Raw genomic sequence first — 16,117 nt, 5'->3', positions numbered from 1 at the left:
CTTTACGGACGTACCGCATGCATACGATGATCTTCCCGGCTTCCCCTCACGGCCTGGAGTGATCGAGCGATGACGACGACGGCGAAGTTCGACCCCTGGTCGGCGGAGTTCGTGGCCCACCCGTACGACGCGTACGCCGAACTGCGCGAGCACGCGCCGGTGACGTACCACGAGCCGACGAACCAGTGGCTGGTCTCCCGCCACGAGGACGTCAGCGCCCTGCTGCGCGACCGGCGGCTCGGCCGCACCTACACCCACCGGTTCGGCCACCAGGAGTTCGGCCGCCCCGAGCCCGACCCGGCGCACGAGCCCTTCCACACCCTCAACGACCACGGGCTGCTCGACCTGGAGGCCCCCGACCACACCCGGATCCGCCGGCTGGTCTCCAAGGCCTTCACCCCGCGCATGGTCGAGGGGCTGCGCCCCACCGTCCGGCGGCTGGCCGGGGAACTGGTCGACGGGCTGCTCGCGGCCGGCGGCGGGGACCTCGTCTCCGCCGTCGCCGAACCGCTGCCGGTCGCCGTGATCGCCGAGATGCTCGGCGTGCCGGAGGCCGACCGGCACCTGCTGCGTCCCTGGTCCGCCGACATCACCGGGATGTTCGAGCTCAACCCGAGCGAGGAGACCGCCCGCCGGGCCGTCACCGCGAGCACCGAGTTCTCCGACTACCTGCGCGCCCTCATCCGCGAGCGCCGGGCGGCCCCGGGCGAGGACCTGATCAGCGCGCTCATCCAGGCCCAGGAGGGCTCCGACGCGCTCAGCGAGCAGGAGATGGTCTCCACCTGCGTGCTGCTGCTCAACGCCGGCCACGAGGCGACCGTCAACACCACCGGCAACGGCTGGTGGGCGCTGTTCCGCCACCCCGGCGAACTCGCCCGGCTGCGCGGCTCGGTGGACGAACTGCTGCCCACCGCCGTCGAGGAACTGATGCGCTGGGACACCCCGCTGCAGATGTTCGAGCGCTGGGTGCTGGACGACGTCGAGGTCCGCGGCGTCACGATCCCGCGCGGCGCCGAGCTCGCCCTGCTCTTCGGCTCCGCCAACCGCGACCCGGAGCGCTTCGCCGACCCCGACCGCCTCGACCTCGGCCGCACCGACAACCCGCACATCACCTTCGGCGCCGGAATCCACTTCTGCCTGGGCGCCCCGCTTGCCAGACTGGAACTCACCGAGTCCTACGGCACGCTGCTGCGCCGGGCCCCGGGCCTGCGGCTGGTCCGCGAGCCCGAGTGGAACCCGGGCTACGTGATCCGCGGGCTCAAGGAACTGCTGGTCGAAGTCTGAGATCTGAGGGGGAGAAGGCCGTGGGCAAGGCGACGGGGGCACTGCTGGGGCTGGCGATCGGCGACGCGATGGGCCGGCTCACCGAGTTCCAGGACGTCGAGCGGATCGCCGCCGAACACCCGGACTGGCGGCGGCTCCCGCTGCCGCAGCGGGCGCTGGTCACCGACGACACCCAGATGACGCTCGCCCTCGCCCGCGGCCTGCGCACCGCCCTGGCGCGCGGGCCGCTGACCCCGCTGCGGCTGGAGCGGCCGGTCCGCGAGGAGTTCGTCGACTGGTGGCGCTCCCCGGAGAACAACCGCGCCCCCGGCATGACCTGCCTGCGCGCCTGCGAGCGGCTCAGCCACGACGCGTACCGCTGGCAGCAGGCCAGCGACGTCGGCTCCAAGGGCTGCGGTGCCAACATGCGGGTCGCCCCGGTCGGTCTGATCCGCGAGCTGGACGCCAGCCAGCTCTCCGGCGCCGCCCAGCTGCAGTCCGCGCTCACCCACGGCCACCCGACCGCGCTCGCCGCCAGCGACCTCACCGCGTACGCCGTGCGCAAGCTCGCCGACGGCGTCCCGCCCGCCGGGCTGCCCGCGGTGCTGCGGGCGTACGCGCTGGCGGGCCGCGAGCGGTACGACGCGTTCTGGCTCGGCGACCTCGCCGAGCGCTGGTACGGCGCCTCCCCGCAGGCCGTCCTCGCCCGGGGCTGGGACGACTGCCTCAAGGTGCTCGACCAGTTGGAGGCCGCGCTCGCCGCACCCGACGTCGAGGCCGACCCCTGCCTGGCCACCGGCGAGGGCTGGGTCGCCGAGGAGGCCTTCGGCACCGGGCTGCTCTGCTTCCTGCTGCTGCCCGAGGACCCGGTGGCCGCCGTCCGCCGGGCCGCCTACTCCAGCGGCGACTCCGACTCGCTGGCCTGCCTGACCGGCGCCTTCGCCGGCGCCCACCACGGCGAGGCGGTCTGGCCCCGGGAGTGGGTCGAGCGGATCGAGCACCGGGACGAACTGCTGGAATTCGGCGCGCTCTGGGACTGAGCGGAACCCGGAGCGGGAGCGCCGCGTCGAAGGTCCATGACGAACCGCAGCACGCTCGGAAACCACCGCCGTCGCCCGGCGGCGCTGCTCCTCGCCGCCGCCCTCGCCGCGCCGCTGCTCAGCGGCTGCGGCAGCACCGGATCCGCCGCCACCGGCGAACTGCGGGCCTCCCCGCCGGCCGGCCGGCCCGCGGTGGACCCGGCCCAGGTGGCCGCCGCCGCCAAGAGCACCGACGCCTTCGGCCTGGACCTCCTGCACAGCCTCACCGCCGACCCGGCCGGCGCCGGGCACAACCTGGTGGTCTCGCCCGTCGGGCTGGCCACCGTGCTCGGGATGCTGGTGCCCGGCGCGCGCGGCGCGACCGCCGAGGAGCTCGCCAAGGCCCTGCACACCGACCTCGACCCGAAGCAGTACGCGCTCGCGGTCGGGGCACTCGACCAGCGGACCGGGACCACCGACCTGCACCAGGCCGACGAGGTCTGGACGCAGCAGGGCTTCCCCGTGGAGCCGGACTACCTGGCGACGCTCGCCGCCGCCTTCGACGCCGGAGTGCACACGACCGACTTCAAGAAGGACCCGGACGGCAGCCGCAAGGCGGTCAACGCCGCCGTGGAGAAGGCCACCGAGGGGCGGATCAAGGACCTCTTCGCCCCGAAGGCGATCAATCCGGACACCCGGCTGGTCCTCACCGACGCGCTCTACCTCAAGGCGAAGTGGGCCTCGGAGTTCAAGCCCGCCCACACCGAGGACCGCCCGTTCCACAAGCTCGACGGCTCCACCCCGTCCGTCCCGCTGATGAGCCAGACCGGCGGGTTCAAATACGCGGACGGCTCCGGCGGGATCGCCGGCGAGCCCTGGCAGGCCGTCGAACTCCCGTACACGGGGAGCAACTTGGCGATGGACCTGATCGTCCCCGCGCAGGGCGGCTTCGCGGCCTTCGCCAAGGGGCTGGACCAGCCCCAGCTGGACCGGATCCTCGGCGCCCTCGCCGAGCAGCCCGTCGACCTCCAGCTGCCGCGCTTCCACTTCGACACGTCCAACGAGCTCACCCCCGCGCTGCGCTCGCTCGGCGTCCACGCGGCCTTCGACAAGGCCGACTTCGGCGGCATCGCCAAGGAGCCCCTCGCCGTCAGCACGGTGGTGCAGAAGGCCACCATCGAGGTCGACGAGGGCGGTACGGTCGCGGCGGCCGGCAGCGGCGCCGGGCTCGCCGGGGCGGCGGCGCCGGCCCCGCGTCAGCCCGCCCAGCTGCACGTCGACCGGCCGTTCCTGTTCCTGATCCGGGACACCGCCACCGGACGGCCGCTGTTCCTCGGTCAGGTCACCGACCCGCAGGCGAAGTAGCTACCAGGCCGGGTAGCGCCCGCCGAGCGCCGGGTGGCCCGGGTCGCGGCTGCCGAACAGCACCAGCAGGTCGTCCGCGACCGTCAGCAGCTCGGCCCGGCCCTCGACGGCCCCCGCCCAGTCGGCGGGCAGCGCCGAGGCGCCGTACGCGGCCCCGACCAGATTGCCGCAGACCGCGCCGGTGGAGTCGCTGTCCCCCGAGTGGTTCACCGACAGCAGCAGCGCGGTGCGCACCGGGTCCGGGTCGAGGGTGGCCGCCAGCAGCGCGTGCACCGCGATGGCCAGGCACTCCTCGGCGATCCAGCCGAGCCCGACCCGCTCCACGGTGTCCGCCGAGGGCTCGGCCTCCTGGGCCAGTCGCACCGCCCGGGCCAGCGCCTGGACGGTCTCCTTGGACTTCGGCAGTTCGCGGATCTGCTCCACCGTCTCGCCGACCGCCGCCCACGGCTCCGTCCCGGCCGCCAGCCGCTCGACCAGCGCCGCGAAGGCGCCGGCCGCGAGGTAGCCGGTCGGGTGCCCGTGGGTGAGCTGGGCGCACTGCACGGCCAGCCCGAAGGACTGCTCGACGCCGAGCCGGGCCAGACCGAACGGCGCCGAGCGCATCACCGAACCGCAGCCCTTGGAGCCGGGGTTGATCGGCCCCGGACTCCCGATCGGGGACGGCGCCTCGAACACCGGGTGCTCGGACACCCCGCTCAGACAGGCGTTGCCCGGCGCCCGCCGGGCGTACAGGAACGGCCGGCCGAGCAGCCAGCCGTCGTACGGGCGGGGCTGCGGCCCGGCGTCCGGCTCGGGCTGGTACTGGGTGCGCAGCCAGCGCCGGTAGGCGCCGTGCACGGCCTCCGGCACCGAGCCGCCGCCGCCCGACCAGCCGCGGACGAACCCGCGGATCAGGCCCTCGGCGGTGAACAGCGTCATCTGGGTGTCATCGGTGACCTCCACCGGCCCGGCGCTCCCGGACGGCAACGCGGTCACGCCCTGCGGACCGAACCGGTCCCGGATCTGGTGGAGCTGCTGGAACTCCACCGGCCAGCCCAGTGCGTCGCCGATCGCGCCGCCGAGCAGCGCACCGCGCACCCGGTCCCGGTATCCCGACTCCGCCGCCGACTCCGTCACGTCGAATCCCCCTTCGTTCGTGGCGGGTCGTTTCTATCAGGCGCGGCGTCAGTTGTGGATCTCGCCCCGCCCGTGCAGCGCGGCGCGGTCGGCCGCGGCCCGCCCGGCCGCCCAGCCCTCGCCGTCGCTGACCCGGACCCGCTGCGAGACCAGCTTCGGGAACAGCCGGCCGACCTCGTCGTCCACCGCCGCCGAGCGGGCGGCCAGCGCGGGCAGCAGCCGCTCGTCCGGCAGCAGTTGCTCCTCGGTGCCGTCCTCGCGCAGGTGCCGGCCGGCCGCGGCGGCGCTGGTGGCCCGCTCGGTGGCGGCGGTCAGCCGCTCGCGGATCCGCGCCGCGTAGGCGACCAGGAAGGACTGCCGGAAGGCCTTGCTGCGGGAGTCCTTGCCGGAGCCGGCCTTGTTGAGCGCGTGGGTGGCCTGCACCAGCAGCGAGGTGTAGAGCAGCTCGACGCCGTCGAGGTCCCCGTCGAAGCCGATCACGGTGCAGAAGCCGAACTCCTTCGCCCACACCACCCGGCACCGGTTGGCCACCGCGACCGCGTCCAGCAGCATCGTCTTGGGGCCCTCGTACGGGTTGTCCACGCCGATCCGCAGTGCCGCCGGGGTGTCCCGGTCGGCCGCGGCGGCGGCCAGCAGCGCCCCGTCGATGCTGTGCTGGGCCATCAGCTGCTGGGCCTTGGCGGTCAGCGCCTCGGCCTCCTCCGGGAACTCGGTGGACTCGGCCTTGGCCAGCAGGGCCCGGATCCGGGCCAGCATCCGCGGCTCGCCGGCCGATGCCCCACGATGCTGCGGCCCGGCGGTGCGCCGCGTCGGACCGGGCTGCCCGGACTGCCCCGGTGCGGGGCCGACCGGTGCGATCGGGGGCAGCCGGCCCCAGCTGCGCAGCAGCTCCAGGAGGGTGGTGGCGAGCGCGAAGCGGTCCAGCCGGTGCCGGTGGGCGAAGGCGCCGAGGTACTGCTCGTCGGCCGGCCACCAGACCTCGGCCTCCAGCTCGCGCAGCTGCTCCTGCCAGCGCCGGTCCAGGACCGCGGCGGGGTGGCGGCGGCCCTCGGCGGCGATCAGGTCCACCGCGAGCGCCAGGTGGACGGGGGTCAGCCCGCGCCGCACCACCCGCACCAGGTCCGCCGGACGCCACCCGGCGGACCAGCAGCGGCCCACCGCGGTGTCCGCGTACCCGAGCAGCGCCCGGCTGACCGCCGGCCACTGCCCGGCCGAGGCGGCCAGCAGCGAGGCCCCGGTGTCCAGGGCGAGGTCCAGCGCGTCGTCGGGGGCGGTGAGCACCGAGCGCACCGCCTGCTCCAGCAACGGCCCGGCGTTCCCGTCGCCCTGCTGCGCGCGCTTGCCCACGGTGTGTCCCTGCTCTCCTCGACGGTCCGGCCCCTCCGGCCTATGATGCCGGAGGGGCCGGCCGGACAGGCCCCAGGGCCTGTCCGGCGGATCTTGCCGGGCGCGCGACGCCGGGCATCCCGCCTGGACGCACGCCCGAATCGCCCAAGTACGTCCAGTACGAGGCCGACTCGGGCACACGCCCAGCCGGGCGCCCAACGCCGCGCGCTGATCCGACAAGATCCGCCGGACAGGCCCTACCGCTCGATGGCCTTGGCCATGATCTCCGGCACACGGTCCAGCAGCTTGGCGGCCGCCAGCCGGATGCCGAGGGTGGCGATCAGGGCGCCGTAGAGCGGGCCGAGCAGCAGCAGCGGCCAGGTCGGCCCGTCCGACTCGAACGCCCACAGCAGGTAGCCGCCGACCGGCAGGGCGAGCACCGCGACGCCGACCATCGAGCCGAACTGGTTGAGCAGGATCAGCCCGCCCTGTCCGGGGGCGGCGTTGCGCATCGGGTTGCTGTCGGCCGGCATGGTGTACGGCGCGAGCACGCTGAACACCGAACCGAGCGCGATGCCGCAGCCGAGCACCGCGACCGCCAGGCCGACCGCGGACGGCAGCTCGGCCCACTCGCCGGTGGCGGCGGCCAGCACCAGCCCGAGCACCAGCGCGACCGGGACGGCGTACGACAGCACCGCGTACGCGCGGCCGCGCAGCTCGTCCCGGGCGTCGGCCGGGGTGCGCAGGGTGGCGGCGACCATCCAGAACGCCGAGCCGTCCATGCCGAACAGGTTGAGCATCTGCAGCCCGAGGAACGTCCCGGTCATCGCCAGCAGGTAGACGCTGGACCAGCCCTGGACCATCGACAGCACGCAGATCACCAGGGTCATCCCGACGCTGGTGAACAGCGCTGCCTTGGCCCGCGGCTCGCGCCAGGCGTACCGCAGGTGGCGCTGCATCACCGCGCCGGTGCGGCCCTCCGGCAGGAACCGCCAGCCGCGGCCGTTCTCCACCCCGCGGGCCACCTCCAGGGTGGAGGAGTCGGCGGTCACCATCAGCTGCTGCAGACTGCCGCGCCACCAGCGCAGCAGCAGGACCAGCAGCGCGGCGGCCGCGGCCAGCTGGAGCAGCGCCGCCGCGTACTCGCCCTCGCCGACGCTGCGGGGGGCGTCCGCCGCGCTGACCGGCGGGATCCAGCGCAGCACCGCGGCGATCGGCTTGAGCGGGCTGAGGTCGAGGTCCTGGCCGTGCGGGCGGCCGAAGATGCTCTGCGAGCCGATGTTGGCGGCCTGGACGAGCAGGGCGAAGGCCAGGCCGCCGAAGATCGCGAAGTCCTTGCCGCGCCGGCTGGAGAGCATCCGGGCGTTCCCGGCCGCGACCGCCCGGGACAGCGTGACCAGGCAGAGCAGTGCGAGCGGCACGGCGACCACCGCGGTGGCGGCCGCGCCGCCCCCGTCCGCGCCGGACAGCACCGCGCCGGCCACCAGCACCAGGCTGATCAGCGGACCGGGCCCGATCAGCGCGGCCAGCAGCGAGCCGCGCAGCAGCGGGCCGGGCCGCAGCGGCAGCATGGTGAGCCTGGTCGGGTCGGCGCTCTCGTCGCTGGAGAACAGGAACAGCGGCAGCGCGGCCCAGCCCAGGGTGAGCACGCCGAGCAGCATCACCCCGGTGTCCCCGGAGCCGGCGTAGCGCCCGTTCAGCATCGCCATGCCGAAGGCCATGCCGCCGGCCACGACCAGGCCGAGGACGCCGCCGATGACGTACACGGCGGTCCGGCCGGGGCTGCGCCGCAGCCCGTTGCGCAGCAGCCGCAGCTTGAGGGACACCAGGCCGCGGACCACCGTCCGCCCGTCGGGCACCACCGCGGCGGCGCTCATGCCCCCACCTCGCTCGTTCACCGGGCGCCTCCGGAGTGTCCGCCGCCGAGCCAGTCGAGGGCCTGGCCGTCGTCCTCGCGGACGCCGATCAGCTCCAGGAAGGCCTCGTGCAGGCTGCGCGCGCCGCGGACGGAGTCCAGCGGGCCCTGGGCGATCACCCGGCCCGCGTTGACCACGGCCACCCAGTCGCAGAGCTGCTCGACCAGTTCCATCACGTGGCTGGAGAAGACCACCGTGGAGCCGGCCGCCGCGTACCGCTTGAGCACGCCGCGGATGGTCTGGGCGGAGACCGGGTCGACGCCCTCGAAGGGCTCGTCCAGGAACAGCACGTCGGGGTTGTGCAGCAGCGCGGCGGCCAGGCCGATCTTCTTGCGCATGCCGGTGGAGTAGTCGGCGACCAGCTTGTCGGCGTCCCGGCCGAGGTCCAGGACGGCCAGCAGCTCCTCGGCGCGGCGGTCCACCTCGACGGCGGGCAGGCCGCGCAGCCGGCCGGTGTACTGGAGCAGCTCGCGCCCGCTGAGCCGCTCGAACATCCGCAGGCCCTCGGGCAGGATCCCGATCCGGGCCTTGACCGTGACCGGGTCGGCCCACACGTCGGTGCCGTGCACCAGCACGGTGCCCTGGTCGGGCCGGAGCAGTCCGGTGACCATGGACAGCGTGGTGGTCTTGCCCGCGCCGTTCGGCCCGACCAGGCCGAAGAACGCCCCGGCGGGCAGCTCCAGGCTGAGTCCGGCCACGGCGGCCTGGTCGCCGAAGTGCTTCCACAGTCCTCGGATGCTGACGGCGGACGGGGCGTCCGGTCCGCTGGGGCCGACGGGGGTCGATTCGGAGGGCGACGCTGCTGACGCCATGGCGGCCTTCTGTCTGTGGTGGTGGGTGGACGCACGGATGAACGTACGGATGGTCGGGCGATGCTGGGGAGCCCAGCGTGGCACCGCCCGTCCGGGCTGTCGCCCGCTTTGAGCATCCTCTGAGGCTGTCCGCCGAACGAGTGAGGCGCGCCGCTCGGCGGCCGGCTTCCGGGAGCCGCCGGTCCGATTCGGCAACTACTCAGTTCCCTTGTTCGTCCTGCACTATGAGGAGCAGTGAGCGCGCGGGGGTGCCGCGGGGCCGGGAGGTGGCGGATGTCCGTTCAACCGTGGGGCGAGCCCGGTCCCGCCGATCGGTACGGCCGCGGGCCGACGGCCGGCGGCTGGCAGCCCGCGCCGCCCCCGCAGGCGGCGATGCGGGCGAGCCACGCGGACCGGGACCGGACGGTGGACGTGCTGAAGGCCGGGTTCGCCGAGGGCCGGCTGTCCGCCGAGGAGTACGGGCAGCGCCACGAGGCCGCGGCCCGGGCGGTCACCTACGGCGAGCTGGCCGCCCTGGTGGCCGACCTGCCGTCCGGGCCGATGCCGGCGCCGCTGCAGGCCGCGCAGCCGGTCCCGGCGACCTTCCTGGTCCCGCCGCCGGTGCCGCAGGCCCGCCCCACCAGCGTGCTGGCGGTGGTCTCCCTGGTGTGCAGCCTGACCTTCGTCATGGCGGTGCCCGCGGTGGTGACCGGCCACATCGCCCGCGCGCAGATCCGGGAACGCAACATGGACGGGGACTGGGCGGCCGTCCTCGGGCTGGTGCTCGGCTACCTGGGCAGCTCCTTCTGGTTCCTGATGATCCTGCTGGCCGTCGCCTAGGGGCCGCGCCCCCGCTGGCGGCCGTCCACCGACTGTGGTAGAGCGGGTGGAGGGCGGCCCGACACCGGCCGGTCGCGTACGGGACACCGGGGCGACACCCGGCCGAAGGCCACGACCTGCGGCGTTGCATTTGTTTTGACCGAGCCCCATGCGCTAGGTACGCTCTGACCTTGTGCCTGGGGTGTCCCCGGGTCCTTGTGCGTGCATGCACACCGGTCGCCGCGCCGAGCCGGAGCGCTTCCCAGCGCGCCGCGCGTAGAGCGCCGTCGCTGTACAGCAGCCATGGGATTCCGTGACGGAAAAGCCCAACACACCCGACCGCGTGGGTCGACCACGGGGTCGTGTGCGAGGGAACACCGCAGGTTAGTTCCACCAAGCCTTGGCACACAGAAAACGGAGAAACGGTGCCTACGATCCAGCAGCTGGTCCGAAAGGGCCGGCAGGACAAGGTCGAGAAGAACAAGACTCCCGCGCTGAAGGGCTCCCCGCAGCGCCGTGGGGTCTGCACGCGTGTGTACACGACCACCCCGAAGAAGCCGAACTCGGCTCTCCGCAAGGTCGCCCGTGTGCGCCTCACCAGCGGGATCGAGGTCACCGCTTACATCCCGGGCGAGGGCCACAACCTGCAGGAGCACTCCATCGTGCTGGTTCGCGGTGGTCGTGTGAAGGACCTTCCTGGTGTCCGCTACAAGATCATCCGCGGTTCGCTCGACACCCAGGGTGTCAAGAACCGCAAGCAGGCTCGCAGCCGCTACGGCGCCAAGAAGGAGAAGTAAGAATGCCTCGTAAGGGCCCCGCCCCGAAGCGCCCGGTCATCATCGACCCGGTCTACGGCTCCCCGGTCGTCACCCAGCTGGTCAACAAGATCCTGCTGCACGGCAAGCGCTCCACCGCCGAGCGGATCGTCTACGGCGCCCTCGAGGGCGTCCGTGAGAAGACCGGCTCGGACCCGGTCGTCACGCTGAAGCGTGCGCTGGAGAACGTCAAGCCGGCCCTCGAGGTCAAGTCCCGCCGTGTCGGTGGCGCGACCTACCAGGTTCCGGTCGAGGTCCGTCCGGGCCGCGCCAGCACCCTGGCGCTGCGCTGGATGGTCGGTTACTCCCGCGCCCGTCGCGAGAAGACCATGACCGAGCGCCTGATGAACGAGATCCTCGACGCCAGCAACGGCCTGGGCGCTTCCGTGAAGCGTCGCGAGGACACCCACAAGATGGCCGAGTCCAACAAGGCCTTCGCGCACTACCGCTGGTAGTCCGTACCCCGTCACTAGACAGAGAGAGAACGAGCCACAATGGCTGCAACCTCCCTTGACCTCGCCAGGGTCCGCAACATCGGGATCATGGCGCACATCGACGCGGGCAAGACCACCACCACCGAGCGGATCCTGTTCTACACCGGTGTCTCGTACAAGATCGGTGAGGTCCACGATGGCGCTGCCACCATGGACTGGATGGAGCAGGAGCAGGAGCGCGGCATCACGATCACGTCGGCCGCGACGACCTGCCACTGGACGGTCGACGGCGTCGACAACACCATCAACATCATCGACACCCCGGGTCACGTCGACTTCACCGTCGAGGTGGAGCGTTCGCTGCGCGTCCTCGACGGTGCGGTGACGGTGTTCGACGGTGTCGCCGGTGTCGAGCCCCAGTCCGAGACCGTGTGGCGGCAGGCTGACCGCTACGGCGTCCCGCGCATCTGCTTCATCAACAAGCTGGACCGCACGGGCGCGAACTTCTTCTTCTGCGTCGACACCATCGTGGAGCGCCTCGGCGCCACCCCGCTGGTGATGCAGCTGCCGATCGGTGCCGAGGCGGACTTCCAGGGCGTCGTCGACCTGGTCCGCATGAAGGCGCTGGTCTGGTCGGCTGAGGCCGCCAAGGGCGAGATGTACGACATCGTCGACATCCCGGCCGAGCTGCAGGACCAGGCCGACGAGTACCGCACCCAGCTGATCGACACCGTGTCGAACGTCAGCGACGAGATCATGGAGCTCGCCCTCGAAGAGGCCGAGATCCCGGTCGAGCTGCTGCAGGACGCGATCCGCAAGGGCACCCTGAACTCGGACTTCACCCCGATCTTCTGCGGTACCGCCTTCAAGAACAAGGGCGTTCAGCCCCTGCTCGACGCGGTCGTCAAGTACCTGCCGTCGCCGCTGGACATCGAGTCCGTCGAGGGCACGAAGCCGAACGACCCGGAGACCAAGATCTCCCGCAAGGCTTCGGACGACGAGCCGCTGGCCGCGCTGGCGTTCAAGATCATGTCCGACCCGCACCTGGGCAAGCTCACCTTCGTCCGGATCTACTCCGGCCGCCTGGAGTCCGGCACCTCGGTGCTGAACGCCGTCAAGGGCAAGAAGGAGCGCATCGGCAAGATCTACCGCATGCACGCGAACAAGCGTGAGGAGATCGAGTCGGTGGGCGCCGGCGACATCGTCGCCGTCATGGGCCTGAAGCAGACCACCACCGGTGAGACGCTGTCCGACGAGAAGAACCCGGTCATCCTGGAGTCCATGGACTTCCCGGCCCCGGTCATCCGCGTCGCGATCGAGCCCAAGTCCAAGGGTGACCAGGAGAAGCTGGGTGTCGCCATCCAGCGTCTCGCCGAGGAGGACCCGTCCTTCCAGGTCAACACGGACGAGGAGACCGGCCAGACCATCATCGCGGGTATGGGCGAGCTGCACCTCGAGGTGCTGGTCGACCGTATGAAGCGTGAGTTCAAGGTCGAGGCCAACGTCGGCAAGCCGCAGGTCGCGTACCGCGAGACGATCCGTCAGGCCGTCGAGCGCATCGACTACACCCACAAGAAGCAGACCGGTGGTTCCGGTCAGTTCGCCAAGGTGCAGATCGCGATCGAGCCGCTCGAGCAGGCCGAGGGCTACGAGTTCGTCAACAAGGTCACCGGTGGCCGCGTCCCGCGCGAGTACATCCCGTCGGTCGACGCCGGTTGCCAGGAGGCCATGGAGTTCGGTGTCCTCGCCGGCTACCCGCTCCAGGGCGTTCGCGTGAGCCTGCTGGACGGTCAGTCGCACGACGTCGACTCCTCCGAGCTCGCGTTCAAGATCGCCGGTTCGATGGCCTTCAAGGAAGGCGCGCGGAAGGCCAAGCCGGTCCTCCTCGAGCCGATGATGGCCGTCGAGGTCACCACGCCCGAGGACTACATGGGCGACGTGATCGGCGACATCAACTCTCGCCGTGGCCAGATCCGGTCCATGGACGAGCGTCACGGTGCCCGCGTCGTCACGGCGCTGGTGCCCCTCTCCGAGATGTTCGGCTACGTCGGTGACCTGCGCAGCAAGACCTCTGGTCGCGCGAGCTACTCGATGCAGTTCGACTCGTACGCCGAGGTCCCCAAGGCCGTGGCTGAGGAGATCATCGCCAAGTCCAAGGGCGAGTGACGTCCCGATATTCGGGATGATTCACACCCCTTAGGCTGTTAGGAGGCGACTCGGGAGGATCCGTCCGGATCCTCCCGGGCCCTCCGGCCCCCCACCCACGGGAGGGTGCGAAGTGCCTCGGGCACCCGTACCGGGCCCGTAACCAAAGACCAACTGACGTCAGCACGGCGTACAGGAACTGTCCTCAGGAGGACTCAGTGGCCAAGGCGAAGTTCGAGCGGACGAAGCCCCACGTCAACATCGGCACCATCGGTCACATCGACCACGGCAAGACCACGCTGACCGCGGCCATCACCAAGGTGCTGCACGACGCGTACCCGGAGATCAACCCCTTCACGCCGTTCGACCAGATCGACAAGGCCCCGGAGGAGCGTCAGCGCGGTATCACCATCTCGATCGCGCACGTCGAGTACCAGACCGAGGCGCGTCACTACGCCCACGTCGACTGCCCGGGTCACGCTGACTACATCAAGAACATGATCACCGGTGCGGCCCAGATGGACGGTGCGATCCTCGTCGTCGCCGCCACCGACGGCCCGATGCCGCAGACCAAGGAGCACGTCCTCCTGGCCCGCCAGGTCGGCGTCCCCTACATCGTCGTCGCCCTGAACAAGGCCGACATGGTGGACGACGAGGAGATCCTGGAGCTCGTCGAGCTCGAGGTCCGTGAGCTCCTCTCCGAGTACGAGTTCCCGGGCGACGACCTGCCGGTCGTCCGCGTCTCCGCGCTGAAGGCGCTGGAGGGCGACAAGGAGTGGGGCGAGAAGCTCCTCGGCCTGATGCACGCGGTCGACGAGGCCATCCCGACCCCGGCCCGCGCCGTGGACCAGCCGTTCCTGATGCCGATCGAGGACGTCTTCACGATCACCGGTCGTGGCACCGTCGTCACCGGTCGTATCGAGCGTGGCATCCTCAAGGTCAACGAGACTGTCGACATCATCGGCATCAAGGAGACCAAGACCACCACCACGGTCACCGGCATCGAGATGTTCCGCAAGCTGCTCGACGAGGGCCAGGCCGGTGAGAACGTCGGTCTGCTGCTCCGTGGCATCAAGCGCGAGGACGTCGAGCGCGGCCAGGTCATCATCAAGCCGGGTTCGGTCACCCCGCACACCGACTTCGAGGCCCAGGCCTACATCCTGTCGAAGGACGAGGGTGGCCGCCACACCCCGTTCTTCAACAACTACCGCCCGCAGTTCTACTTCCGTACCACGGACGTGACCGGCGTCGTGACCCTCCCCGAGGGCACCGAGATGGTCATGCCGGGCGACAACACCGGCATGACGGTCGCGCTGATCCAGCCGATCGCCATGGAGGAGGGCCTGAAGTTCGCCATCCGTGAGGGTGGCCGCACCGTCGGCGCCGGCCAGGTCACCAAGATCATCAAGTAATTGATGTTCTGACCTGCCTGCCTCGTCAGGCTTGTCCGAAGGGCCCCACGCACCCTCGCGGTGCGTGGGGCCCTTCGGCGTCTCACCCGGCGCTCACCTGGGCGCCCTTCTCTCACGGGCGGCTCATCGCCGACTGTTATGGTCGGCTCACCAGCCAGCCCCGCCGTCGCGGAAAGTGGGACCAACGCATGTCTACGGCACCGCTGTTGTCGGTCGTGATGCCGATCTACAACGAGCAGGAGGCGCTCCCGCTGACGGTCGAGCGGCTGCGTCCGATCCTGGACGGGCTGGGAGTCGACTACGAGGTCGTCGGCGTCGACGACGGCAGCCGGGACGCCACACCCGTGCTCATGCAGAAGATCCGGCAGGACTGGCCGGAGTTCCGCATCGTCCGCTTCGCCCGCAACTCCGGGCACCAGGCCGCGCTCACCGCCGGCATCCACCGCGCGGTCGGCGACTACGTGGTGAGCATCGACGCCGACCTCCAGGACCCGCCGGAGAAGATCCCGGAGATGCTCGCCCTGGCCCGCGAGCAGAGCCTCGACGTGGTCTACGGCGTACGCGGCGACCGCGGCACCGACACCGCCTTCAAGCGGCGCACCGCCGGCGCCTACTACTGGCTGATGCGCCGGCTGGTCGGCAAGCGGATGCCCAACCAGGCCGGCGACTTCCGGCTGCTCAGCCGCGCCGCCGTGGACGCCCTCAAGCAGCTGCCCGAGCACCAGCCGGTCTACCGGCTGCTGGTGCCCTGGCTCGGCTTCCCCAGCGGCGAGGTGGTGTACGTGCGCGAGGAGCGGGTGGCCGGCGGCACCCACTACCCGCTGTCCAAGATGGTCCGGCTCGCGCTGGACAGCATCACCAACTTCTCCGCCGCGCCGCTGCGACTGGCCACCTACCTCGGCCTGGTCAGCTTCGTGGTCTGCATCGGGCTCGCGATCCACGCCACCGTCGCCTACGCGCTCGGCTCGACGGTGCCCGGCTGGTCCTCGCTGTTCATCGGGATGCTCTTCCTCGGCGGCGTGCAGCTGATCTGCGTCGGACTGCTGGGGGAGTACGTCGGCCGGATCTACTCCGCGGTGCAGAACCGCCCGACCTACTTCGTCGGCTACGACTCGGCCGAGGACGACGAGCGGGGCCGGAGCCGGTGACGCTCACCGAGGAGCCCGCCGGGCCCGCCCGGGGGACCCGCCGCCAGTTGCCGTCCTTCCTGGTCATCGGCGTCCTCAGCACGGTCTTCTACCTCGGGCTGTTCGTCCTCGCCCGCTGGTTCACCGACCCGCAGGCGGCGAACCTGATCGCGCTGGCCGTCAGCGCGGTGGCCAACACGGCGGCCAACCGCCGCTTCACCTTCGGGGTGGTCGGCTCGCGGGGGATGGTCCGCGACCAGCTGCAGGGCGCGGTGGCCTTCCTGATCGGGCTCGGCCTCAGCTCCGGAGCGCTCGCCCTGCTCGACCGGGTGGTGCCGCACGCCTCCCGGCCGGTGGAGGTGGGCGGGCTGGTCGTCGCCAACGGGCTGGCCACGGTGGCGCGGTTCGTGCTGCTGAAGGTCTGGGTCTTCCGCGGCCGGGAGTCCGGGACCTCGGACGCGTGATCCCGGTCGGTGCGCGGACGGCCCGGCCGCCCCTGGGCCGACCGGCGTAGCGGCGCCCTCGGTATGCTGGGCCCTCGTAGCCTGCCCGCAGACGGTAGATGAAGT

The 16,117-nt window shown here is 71.8% G+C and carries 14 protein-coding genes; 10 read left to right on the top strand and 4 right to left on the bottom strand.

Going from position 1 to position 16,117, the window contains the following annotated elements; genetic code table 11:
- Positions 1-69: 69 nt before the first annotated feature.
- The 3 genes from ACZ47G_RS01070 to ACZ47G_RS01060 are packed head-to-tail and all read left to right on the top strand — an operon-like array spanning position 70 to position 3,647.
- Positions 70-1,284 carry a cytochrome P450 gene (locus tag ACZ47G_RS01070; RefSeq protein WP_465739349.1) on the top strand — a complete coding sequence of 405 codons (1,215 nt, stop codon included), beginning with the start codon at positions 70-72 and terminating at the stop codon, positions 1,282-1,284.
- A 20-nt stretch (positions 1,285-1,304) separates the two neighbouring features.
- Positions 1,305-2,303, top strand: coding sequence for an ADP-ribosylglycohydrolase family protein (locus tag ACZ47G_RS01065; RefSeq protein ID WP_465739348.1), 999 nt, complete (start codon positions 1,305-1,307; stop codon positions 2,301-2,303).
- Between the two features lie 36 nt (positions 2,304-2,339).
- A complete protein-coding gene (locus ACZ47G_RS01060; RefSeq protein ID WP_465739346.1) occupies positions 2,340-3,647 on the top strand; it encodes a serpin family protein in 1,308 nt (435 codons plus the stop codon).
- On the opposite strand, the gene ACZ47G_RS01055 is transcribed toward ACZ47G_RS01060, so the two are convergent.
- The 4 genes from ACZ47G_RS01055 to ACZ47G_RS01040 all read right to left on the bottom strand — a co-directional run bounded on the left by ACZ47G_RS01055 (position 3,648) and on the right by ACZ47G_RS01040 (position 8,817).
- Complete coding sequence (locus tag ACZ47G_RS01055; protein WP_465739345.1) at positions 3,648-4,763, bottom strand: ADP-ribosylglycohydrolase family protein; 1,116 nt, start codon at positions 4,761-4,763, stop codon at positions 3,648-3,650.
- 48 nt (positions 4,764-4,811) lie between these two features.
- Entirely contained in the window at positions 4,812-6,110 is a 1,299-nt protein-coding gene (locus tag ACZ47G_RS01050; protein ID WP_465739344.1) for a DUF2786 domain-containing protein, read from the bottom strand.
- Between the two features lie 236 nt (positions 6,111-6,346).
- On the bottom strand, positions 6,347-7,966 hold the full coding sequence (locus ACZ47G_RS01045) for a transporter (RefSeq protein ID WP_465739343.1): 1,620 nt from the start codon (positions 7,964-7,966) through the stop codon (positions 6,347-6,349).
- Between the two features lie 17 nt (positions 7,967-7,983).
- Positions 7,984-8,817, bottom strand: a complete 834-nt coding sequence (locus ACZ47G_RS01040) for an ABC transporter ATP-binding protein (protein ID WP_465739342.1) — start codon at positions 8,815-8,817, stop codon at positions 7,984-7,986.
- 273 nt (positions 8,818-9,090) lie between these two features.
- Between ACZ47G_RS01040 and ACZ47G_RS01035 the strand changes: the two genes are divergently transcribed.
- From ACZ47G_RS01035 to ACZ47G_RS01005, 7 genes are all read left to right on the top strand, one after another.
- Positions 9,091-9,636, top strand: coding sequence for a DUF1707 and DUF4190 domain-containing protein (locus tag ACZ47G_RS01035; RefSeq protein ID WP_465739341.1), 546 nt, complete (start codon positions 9,091-9,093; stop codon positions 9,634-9,636).
- Between the two features lie 404 nt (positions 9,637-10,040).
- Complete coding sequence (gene rpsL / locus ACZ47G_RS01030; protein WP_014144289.1) at positions 10,041-10,412, top strand: 30S ribosomal protein S12; 372 nt, start codon at positions 10,041-10,043, stop codon at positions 10,410-10,412.
- Between the two features lie 2 nt (positions 10,413-10,414).
- Complete coding sequence (gene rpsG / locus ACZ47G_RS01025; RefSeq protein WP_030055803.1) at positions 10,415-10,885, top strand: 30S ribosomal protein S7; 471 nt, start codon at positions 10,415-10,417, stop codon at positions 10,883-10,885.
- 39 nt (positions 10,886-10,924) lie between these two features.
- Positions 10,925-13,030 carry an elongation factor G gene (fusA, locus tag ACZ47G_RS01020; RefSeq protein WP_465739340.1) on the top strand — a complete coding sequence of 702 codons (2,106 nt, stop codon included), beginning with the start codon at positions 10,925-10,927 and terminating at the stop codon, positions 13,028-13,030.
- A gap of 197 nt (positions 13,031-13,227) precedes the next feature.
- Positions 13,228-14,421 (top strand): elongation factor Tu, encoded by a 1,194-nt coding sequence (gene tuf / locus ACZ47G_RS01015; protein WP_326846505.1) that lies wholly within the window; start codon positions 13,228-13,230, stop codon positions 14,419-14,421.
- A gap of 188 nt (positions 14,422-14,609) precedes the next feature.
- Entirely contained in the window at positions 14,610-15,569 is a 960-nt protein-coding gene (locus tag ACZ47G_RS01010) for a glycosyltransferase family 2 protein (RefSeq protein ID WP_465739339.1), read from the top strand.
- Complete coding sequence (locus tag ACZ47G_RS01005) at positions 15,566-16,012, top strand: GtrA family protein (RefSeq protein WP_465739338.1); 447 nt, start codon at positions 15,566-15,568, stop codon at positions 16,010-16,012. The genes ACZ47G_RS01010 and ACZ47G_RS01005 overlap by 4 nt, the downstream gene beginning before the upstream one ends.
- Positions 16,013-16,117 lie beyond the last annotated feature (105 nt).

It is taken from the genome of Kitasatospora sp. NPDC030952, from assembly GCF_055571335.1.
The sequence above is the reverse complement of the archived record's forward strand: the minus strand, read 5'-3'. Positions and strand labels throughout refer to the sequence as shown.

Coding starts and splice junctions, on each gene's coding strand:
- ACZ47G_RS01070 (WP_465739349.1), top strand. CDS start 70: ATGACGACGACGGCGAAGTTCGACCCCTGGTCGGCGGAGTTCGTGGCC.
- ACZ47G_RS01060 (WP_465739346.1), top strand. CDS start 2,340: ATGACGAACCGCAGCACGCTCGGAAACCACCGCCGTCGCCCGGCGGCG.
- ACZ47G_RS01045 (WP_465739343.1), bottom strand. CDS start 7,966: ATGAGCGCCGCCGCGGTGGTGCCCGACGGGCGGACGGTGGTCCGCGGC.
- ACZ47G_RS01040 (WP_465739342.1), bottom strand. CDS start 8,817: ATGGCGTCAGCAGCGTCGCCCTCCGAATCGACCCCCGTCGGCCCCAGC.
- ACZ47G_RS01035 (WP_465739341.1), top strand. CDS start 9,091: ATGTCCGTTCAACCGTGGGGCGAGCCCGGTCCCGCCGATCGGTACGGC.
- rpsG (WP_030055803.1), top strand. CDS start 10,415: ATGCCTCGTAAGGGCCCCGCCCCGAAGCGCCCGGTCATCATCGACCCG.
- fusA (WP_465739340.1), top strand. CDS start 10,925: ATGGCTGCAACCTCCCTTGACCTCGCCAGGGTCCGCAACATCGGGATC.
- ACZ47G_RS01010 (WP_465739339.1), top strand. CDS start 14,610: ATGTCTACGGCACCGCTGTTGTCGGTCGTGATGCCGATCTACAACGAG.